This window comes from Flavobacterium pygoscelis (assembly GCF_023162025.1).
Lineage (GTDB): Bacteria > Bacteroidota > Bacteroidia > Flavobacteriales > Flavobacteriaceae > Flavobacterium > Flavobacterium pygoscelis.
On sequence record NZ_JALNUB010000017.1, the window covers coordinates 1 to 8,557 of the forward strand.

The 8,557-nt window shown below is 28.2% G+C and carries 9 protein-coding genes; all 9 read right to left on the bottom strand.

The annotated features are described in order from the left end of the window. Positions 1–257: 257 nt before the first annotated feature. The gene (locus MW871_RS15620; RefSeq protein ID WP_248429331.1) at positions 258–428 is read right to left on the bottom strand and encodes a hypothetical protein; all 171 of its coding nucleotides are present in this window, start codon (positions 426–428) and stop codon (positions 258–260) included. A 7-nt stretch (positions 429–435) separates the two neighbouring features. After that, positions 436–942, bottom strand: a complete 507-nt coding sequence (locus MW871_RS15625; RefSeq protein WP_248429332.1) for a hypothetical protein — start codon at positions 940–942, stop codon at positions 436–438. Positions 943–1,835: 893 nt separating this feature from the next. Then, entirely contained in the window at positions 1,836–2,516 is a 681-nt protein-coding gene (locus MW871_RS15630; RefSeq protein WP_248429333.1) for a hypothetical protein, read from the bottom strand. 352 nt (positions 2,517–2,868) lie between these two features. Further along, positions 2,869–3,300: a hypothetical protein gene (locus MW871_RS15635; RefSeq protein WP_248429334.1), complete on the bottom strand. Its 432-nt coding sequence runs from the start codon at positions 3,298–3,300 to the stop codon at positions 2,869–2,871. A 719-nt stretch (positions 3,301–4,019) separates the two neighbouring features. Then, entirely contained in the window at positions 4,020–4,739 is a 720-nt protein-coding gene (locus MW871_RS15640; protein WP_248429335.1) for a hypothetical protein, read from the bottom strand. Between the two features lie 163 nt (positions 4,740–4,902). Further along, the gene (locus tag MW871_RS15645) at positions 4,903–5,412 is read right to left on the bottom strand and encodes a YegJ family protein (RefSeq protein ID WP_248429336.1); all 510 of its coding nucleotides are present in this window, start codon (positions 5,410–5,412) and stop codon (positions 4,903–4,905) included. Between the two features lie 186 nt (positions 5,413–5,598). Next, on the bottom strand, positions 5,599–6,900 hold the full coding sequence (locus MW871_RS15650; RefSeq protein ID WP_248429337.1) for an erythromycin esterase family protein: 1,302 nt from the start codon (positions 6,898–6,900) through the stop codon (positions 5,599–5,601). 167 nt (positions 6,901–7,067) lie between these two features. After that, positions 7,068–7,580, bottom strand: coding sequence for a hypothetical protein (locus tag MW871_RS15655; RefSeq protein ID WP_248429338.1), 513 nt, complete (start codon positions 7,578–7,580; stop codon positions 7,068–7,070). Further along, positions 7,577–8,407 carry a DUF4747 family protein gene (locus tag MW871_RS15660; RefSeq protein ID WP_248429339.1) on the bottom strand — a complete coding sequence of 277 codons (831 nt, stop codon included), beginning with the start codon at positions 8,405–8,407 and terminating at the stop codon, positions 7,577–7,579. Before MW871_RS15660 ends, MW871_RS15655 begins: the two co-directional genes overlap by 4 nt. Between the last annotated feature and the right edge of the window lie 150 nt (positions 8,408–8,557).

Consider the following 8,557-nt stretch of genomic DNA (forward strand, 5'->3'; position numbering starts at 1 on the left):
AATAGACAAATTATTAAGTGATTCTGCCTTGTGATTTTCTAATCTTGGAAGTATACTTTCTATAGCTGGATATTTCATTTATTCGCGATTTTTTTTAAGCTTGCCACTAACGTCTTGGCGCTTGCCGAGGTTGGGGACTTTCGAAGCCGAGTATTTTCGGCTTAACGTAAATGTAGTAAAAAAACGCTAATTCCACTAAATCCCCAATCTTGGCAAACGGCTGTTGTGCGATCGGTTTTTTTCCCGATTCTATTTCTTCAAAATACTTTTATAACTATAAATGCTATTAAAATTCCAATTGTAATTAGAAAAATTATATTTCTTGCCCAATTTTTTTCGCCTTGTTCTTCTTCAAGTTTTGTTTTGCAAAATTTAATTGTTAACCACCATAAAAAACCACCAAAATCAGTTACTATTATATATTTCATATTTTTTTTAACTTTCTTTTTCAATATATTTAGTTAGCTTTTTTCCATTTGTCAGAAGTAAATAACCAATAATAATTTTGAAAAAATAATAGATTAACCAACTTGTATCATTATAATCTTTTAATAAACTTTTCTGTTGAAAAAAGTCAAATAATCTTGAGAAAAAACTTGGCAAACTATCGACTAAAATTATTCCACCAAAAATAATTATTGCAATTGTCAAAACTGTTGAGCTTTTTAAATTTAAATCTATTCTTTCTTCTGTAAAATTATTTTCAAGTTTTAGTTTTTCGATAATCCAATTTGTTTTGAACAGGAAAACTCTAATGATTAAAAGGTAAATAAATATTGAACTGAAAAGCATTGACCAAATTAATAGTAAACTTTCAATGTTTAAATTTCCATTTGTAAATGATAAAGTTGTGAAAAATTGAGGAATTATTGAAATACAATTTAACAATGTCCACAAACCAATAATTTTAAGTAAAATTGTCCAAAATGTTTTAATTTGCATATTTTTCGATTTATGTACTGATTTTCTGTTCGTTGCACCAAACTGTCGCACAACGTTTTGCGGCTTGCAGAAGTGGCGAACTTCGTAACCGATTATTTTCGGCTAAGATAAAATTTCTTGTGAAAGATAAATGTGAATTTACCACATATTTCGCCATTTTTGCAAACTGCTGTTGTGCGTTCGGTTTTTTATTTATTACTATTTTTCAACTTTCCTTTTCAATATATTTAGTTAAATTTTTTCCATTTGTGAGAAGCAAATAACCAATAATAATTTTGATAAAATAAAAAATTAACCAACTTGTGTCGCGATAATCTTTTAATAGATTCTTTTGCTGGAAAAAGTCAAATAACCTTGCGAAAAAACTAGGTAAACTTTCAACTAAAATTATTCCACCAATAATTATTATTGCAATTGTCAAAATAGTTGAACTTTTTAAGTTTAAATCTATTTTTTCTTCTGTAAAATTCTTTTCGAGTTTCAGTTTATCAATAATCCAATTTGTTTTAAAAAGAAAAGTTCTAATTATTAGAATGTAAATAAAAATTGAGGCAAAAAGCATAAACCAAAGTGATAGTAAACTTTCAATATTTAGGTTTCCATCTATAAAGGAGAAAGTTGAAAAAAATTGAGGTATTATTGAAATGCAAGTGAATAATATCCACAAACCAATGATTTTAATTAGAATTGACCAAAATGTTTTTATTTGCATATTTTTCAATTTATGTCTTCATTTTCTGTTCGTTGCGCCAAACTGAAGCACAACGTCTTGGCGCTACACGATGGTTGCGACTTTGTAGCAGAGTATTTTCTGCTAAACGAATATATGATAAAAAACGTTAATTCCACTAAATTCGCAACTATTGTGTAACGGCTGTTGTGCGTTCGGCTTTTTATTTATTGTTGTTATTTTTAGCTACAATTATTAGAAATATTATATGTATAACTGCATTTAAAATATAATTATAAATAGGATTGTTTCCTATTAATGGAATTTTAAATGCAACCCAAGTAATAATGAACATCATAACAGATAATGAAACAAGTCCGGCAAACCATCCTGAAATTGATTTTAATGTACGTTGCTCTTTTCCATACAATGGCATAAACAACATTACAACAAACACTATTACTAAAAGAAAATTTGAAGAAAATAACATCCAATAATAAGAGCGTAAATTAACTTTCTTAATTGTGGATTTTACAATAATTGTTTTAGTTGGTTTTTTGTCATTTATTTTTGGAGTAGATTTAGTTAAATAACTAAAATCAAAACTTGGCAAAGATAAATCTGGGAATATAAATTCTGAATAATGTTTTTTATTTATGATTTTATTTTCTAAAAAAAGTATTTTTTTAAGTTTTAAGGTGTCTTTTGAATAATCTTTTTTTAAAATTTGAATTTTCTCCAAATTCTCTAATTTACTATTAACGTAATAATTATAACTTAAATCTAATGAAAAGTCCAAAATAAATAATACTCCAATAATAGAAATAAAAACTCCTGCTCTTAATGTCCAATGTTTTGATTTGTCTAAAAATAATTCGACGATATTCTTTATTTCTTCAATCATTCTAAGTTCTTTATTTTCGCGTTCCTACCAAGCTGACGCACAACGTCTTGGCGCTTGGCGAGGTTGCAAACTTCGTAACCTAGTTCTTTCCGCTAAGATAGAATATCTTGCGAAAGAAAAATATGAATTAACCACAAAATTCGCAATCTTGCCAAACGGCTGTTGGGTGATGTTTTTTTTTCTATTTATTTATCTTTTAAACTTCATTTTGTTTTCATTTAGTAAAGTTTCTTTTTTAAATTTTAATTATGCGGGTTAATTTGATTAGTTTATTTTTAAGATTAGGCTATTAAACTTTCTAGTTAATAAACTAACTTCCTATTAGAGAATTTTTGGAATTTTTTCAGTGTCATTAATAATGAGATTTTATAAAGTAATGATTCAATAAAGTACTTAATAAAATCAATGTTATAAGTGGAAGGAAAATGAGAGAGATTCCAAAAATATAATCTACAAATTTTACTTTTCTATTCTTTGGATAACCTGAACCTAACACTCTTGCACCAAGTTTTTCTCTAAAAGGAGAGTAAGGAAATTTACCTATTATTGGTTTAAAAATTACTCGAAGTATTTCATAATAAAAAATATATAATAATGGTAATAATCCAAATAAAAGATATAAAAAATTCTCTTTCTCTATTAATATTATTTCAAATAATATTCCAAAAATAAAACTTACAACAGCTAATATTATTCTCTTTTTATATCTTTGATTTAACATTGACCTACTAATTGTCGTAACATATGCAGATATTAAAAGAAAAGTAATTATTAGCGCTTTCATTTGATTTACAATATTTTATATTTATTCTTTCCAAAATATCACCCAACGTCTTGGCGCTTGGCGAGGTTGCGAACTTCGTAACCGAGTTCTTTCGGCTAAGATAGAATATCTTGCGAAAGCAAAACATGAATTTACTGGAAAATTCGCAATCTTGCCAAACGGCTGTTAGGCAACGTAATAATATTTATCATATTCTGCCATTCTAGCTACCGATTCAGTTCGGCTATATATTCCAATTTTCAAATTCCAACCTTTTATTTTACCGCGCTAAACTGAAAAAATATTTTTTGTTTTAAATTCCAATTTTTACGATTCTATTTTTAGGTTAATTTCGGTTTTTCGTTCCAATTTTAAAATTCCAATATGCAATGCAATTCCGCAAAATGTTTCAACTTTTCCATTCACTTTGTAAAAAATTTAAAATGCCAACATGCAATGTAATTCTGCTAACTATTCCAACTTTTCGATTCATTTTGGTTATTGTTCAATTTTTGCCAAAGTTGCTTTCTTAAGTTTTGTTTAGTTAAATTTCAAGATTTTAAAGGAATATTTTCTGTAGAATTTTCGCGCTCAAATTATGTTGCCTAACGTCTTGGCGCTACACGAGGTTTGGGAATAAAGATGCGAGTTTTTTCGGATATGCACAAATTTCCCAAGTACAAAACCATCTTTAAATTCAGCCTAATACCCAAATCTCGTGTAACGGCTGTTAGGCACAGTTATTCTTCTTCTTCAACGTTTAATATTTTTCTAAATTTATCTTCTATTTCTGCAATCTTTACTGGTAAATTTTCTTTTAACTCTTTAGAAATAGTAGACATTTGTTCTGAATAGAGTTTATGATATTCACTCGTTAATTCGCCACTTCTAACTTTTTGTTGATTATAACCGAAATCCCAACCTTTTTCCCAATATTCCTTAAAAATTTCGTCGATATATTTACAAAAATTTTTAGAAAAGAAAAGTTTATTATGAAGATAGAAGTTTTTGAAATCAGTAATTGCTTTGTCTGCTCTTGTACTTCTATCTTGGCTTTCCTTTTTAGCATCTTGATAAACAGGATGCAAAAAATTAGTCCAATCAACCATTGCAGAATGAAGTTCAATTAATTTTTTGTATAATTCTAATATTACTTTTCCTCTTTCTTCATGTAAAAAACTAAATTGTATTTGATGAGTTATATTATTTTTAGCTAATTCAGATTTTAGCGGTTCAATTTTTATAGTTAATTCTTCACTTAATTTACTTTTATATGTTTCCATTTTTTCACTAAAATCTGCTTTAACATTTTCAGTCAATTTTGTAAGCTCTTCTATAGTAGAAAGTTTAGCGATTTCATTTCCTAAAGAAGTCAACCAAGATTTATAAAAAATAAAATATGAAGCAACTAAAAATAAAATTACTTCGATTACTATTTCTATTATTTTTTCTGAGGTCATGTTATTTTTTTTTTAATAATTGTGCCTAACGTCTTGGCGCTTGTAGCAGTTGGGGACTAAAGATGCGAGTTTTTTCCATTAAACACAAATTTTCCAAGTACAAAACCATTTTTAAATTAAGCCTAAAACCCCAATTGCTACAAACGGCTGTTATGTGCTGTTTTTATTTTTCGTCTTCTATTATCATTCCATTTTCATTGTCAAATTCTTTCTTTTCAGATTTTGACATTTTATTTCTTAACGCTCGAATTGTATATCCTCCTCTTAATTTATTCTCTTCGATATACATCCAATCTGAAATTTCGCTTTTCTCAACTAAAACCGAATCTCCTAATTTTATTTCACTCGTATATTCGGGAGTATTTCCAACGACACCTAAATATTTATCTCCTTTCAAAACAACATCACTAATCCAAATATGCTCATTTCCATTTTCAGTTTTATAAGGCTTTTTTACAGAAAAATTTAAAAATTTCGGGTTATTACTTTTTAGTGCGGAATCAAAATTTTCAATATTTAGTTTCGCTTTTTCTGTTGCTAAATTCATTTCTGAATCATCACTTTCAACTCCAATTATGTCAGGTTCGTTTTCTCTTTCTAATTTTCCCTTTTGAATATTATTGCAACTCAATGCGAATATTAGAATGACAATTATTGATAATATTTTTTTCATTTATATAGTTTTTCGGTTAAGTTTTCTGGTGCGCGAAAATAGCACATAACGTTTTGCGGCTTGCATAAGTGGCGAACTTCGTGACCGATTATTTTCGGTTAAAATAAAATTTCTTGCGAAAGATAAATGTGAATTTACCACATATTTCGCCATTTATGCAAACCGCTGTTGTACGCCGTTTTGGTTTTAATCTAATTTGTAATTAGGTATTGATATGGCTTTTACAAAAATTAAACCATCATAAGTTTCTGAATATATTTTACCAACCATAATTTTGTGCAAAGGTTTTGGTTGATAACCGCCTGCAGCAATTAATAATTGTTTAGCTTTTTTTTTAAAGAATTTAGTTGGTTCATTTTTTTTAGCATTCTCTAAATCTAAAAAATAAATACCTTTTTTTACTGACATCAATGTACTAGCATATGTTCCAGGAAATGGTTTTTCTATTTCATAAGTTTCCCAGTGGTTTCCTTGCTTTTTATCTATAACATAGCCATTTATTTTACCGATGCCAAAATCAAAACCTACACTGTAATAATCATCTTTATAATAATCCTTTAAATGACGACCTAAATTAATAATATTACTACCAGTATAATACATCTCACTTTTGTTGACATGTTCATTATGAGCCCAAATGAATGCTTTTCCATTTTTTGATTCTTTTTCCATAATGTATTTTACGTTTTCAAACATTTTTAAATCTCTAAATTCAGTACTTGTGGGATATTTTTCTCCAACCAATGAGGCATATTCAGTATAACCTATAAGATGAACTAAGCTTCTTATTACAGAATTATATTCTTTACCTTCTTTTTTTGATTGTATTAATTGTCTTTTTAGTTCTTGCAATTTTGGTATCTGGGTTTGCCACCAACTTTCTTTTATGCTATAATCAATTGTTTTATTGGAACAACTATCAGCAGCTGTTAACAAGGATTCTTCAATCATGATATTGTTATGATTGATAAATTTTCGTATCTCTTGGTTAATTTTTTCACCTCCTTTAGGATCCATTCCATAAAAACGTATATGTTCATCTATTGATTTACCTGCATTATATTCTCGCATCCATTCCAACAGATTCACAATTTCTTTAGTATACCAAAATCCAGTTTTAAAATTATTAGCAATTGTTTTTACATCACCTTTACCGCAACTTATCCATTCATTTATTCCGGATTCAGCTTGGTATGATTCTTCCATTATAAAAATTTTTAAACCATGATTTTTTACTAAATACTTAAAATACTTGGCTTTTATATCAAAAAATTCTTTGGTATTGTGTGATGCTTCACCAAACCCATAAAGTTTTGCATTAGCAAATTTATAAGGTTCGTTTTGTTTGAAAAATATCATTTCAGAATTAGGATTTGCATCTTCAATCTCTATAGAATTATGGTTCAACCAGTCTATTGTTTCTTTATTTTGAGAATAAAGATTTAGATGAACAATAAAGCTGAAAATTAAAAGTGTTTTTTTTATCATAATTTATTTAATTCTCTTCGGTTTTTATAAAATGGCGTACAACGTCTTGGCGCTTGGCGAGGTTGGGGACTTTATAGCAGAGTATTTTCTGCCGAAACGAAGATATGATAAAAAAAGTTAATTCCACTAAAACCCCAATCTCGCCAAACGGCTGTTGGTGGCAGTTTTTATTCTTCTGTTTTCTGTTTTTTTGTTTTCTGTTCTTTTAAAAAATCTGAACGATATTTAGAAAATTTAACTGTATCCATTATAGAAAACCAAGTTGCAATCATACCATATAAAAAACAAAATTGTAGTAATAAAAGCAGTTTATAATCTTGAAGCCAAGTTTCATTATGATTTGTTTCAATCCAATATGAAGTTCCCGAATATAAAATTATCGACAAGATTAAACTTAAAAATAAAACGAATAATGTGAACTTAAATGACCAAAGTAGTTCTGTAAATGTGTTTTTTTCTTCTAAAAACTCAATGAAATCATTGTCAGAAGATGACATAATTATTGCCATTGCTGTAAAAAACAAAGAGAAAATTATTGAAAGTACTGTCATTGCTACATTATAAAATGAAAGAGCAAAATTCATATTGATATATTCAGGCAATACTAAATATGTTGCGAAAACACTCAAAAGTGTAATCCCAAAATCCCAACTAAGAATTATTGCTTTAAATCTTCTCATTCTTGATGATTTGTTCTACTTCTGATTCTTTCAAAAGTACGACTAAGATAATTAATTATTCCTGGAAAACTTCCTCTTTCAACGTTATCGGGTAAAACTTGAGTTATTTCTTGTCTTTTCGAGGTTGTTGTAATTGTCAGTAGATTGCCTTCCTCATCTTTTCCCTGAGCAGATGCAACACCATAACCATCTTCAGACATAGCCATTTTTGCAATAGTCTCATCGTCAATAATAATTCCTTCATCATTTGAGGATTCTTGAACTTCTCTATATTTGGTAATTCTATTTTCCTGCATTCTTTCATCCGTATCTCTCCATAAATCAGCATTATTCGGATTAGATGGTACTAACATTATGGAAACACGATTAATGTTGTGTAATTTTTTAACTTTCTCAATAAAAGAATATTTTTCACTAATTGTAGATATGGAAAACTCAAATGTTTTTCCTTGATGATTAGTCTTAAAAAGATTTATGAACATTCTTTCAAACATTGTTTTTGAAATTAGGTTTTTAATCTCTTCAAAAGCAATAATCATTTCTGCGGTGTTAATTATGAAAAGTGATTTCCCAACTATATTATTAACTGTACCACCTCGTATAACGGTTCCTGTAATTTCGTCAAGAACTTCTCCACGACCGTAAGGGTCATACTTTATCAAATAACCTTTTATGTAATTTTCATATGTTACTACATCAACTATTTTATATGAATAATCATTATATCCCGCTGACGCTTCACTTCGGATTCCATCAATTAAAAAAATATCTTTACGTTGATTTTCGGTAACATTTAGATGTAACCTATTGAAGTACATTTTAGGCATAAGTATTTGATTTATTTATTTTTATGTTGTTAAATTCTCGTTTCTGCGGTAAAATTGCCACCAACGTCTTGGCGCTACAAGAAGTTTGGGATTAAAGATGCGAGATTTTTCCATTAAGCACAAATTTTCCAAATACAAAACCAAATTTAA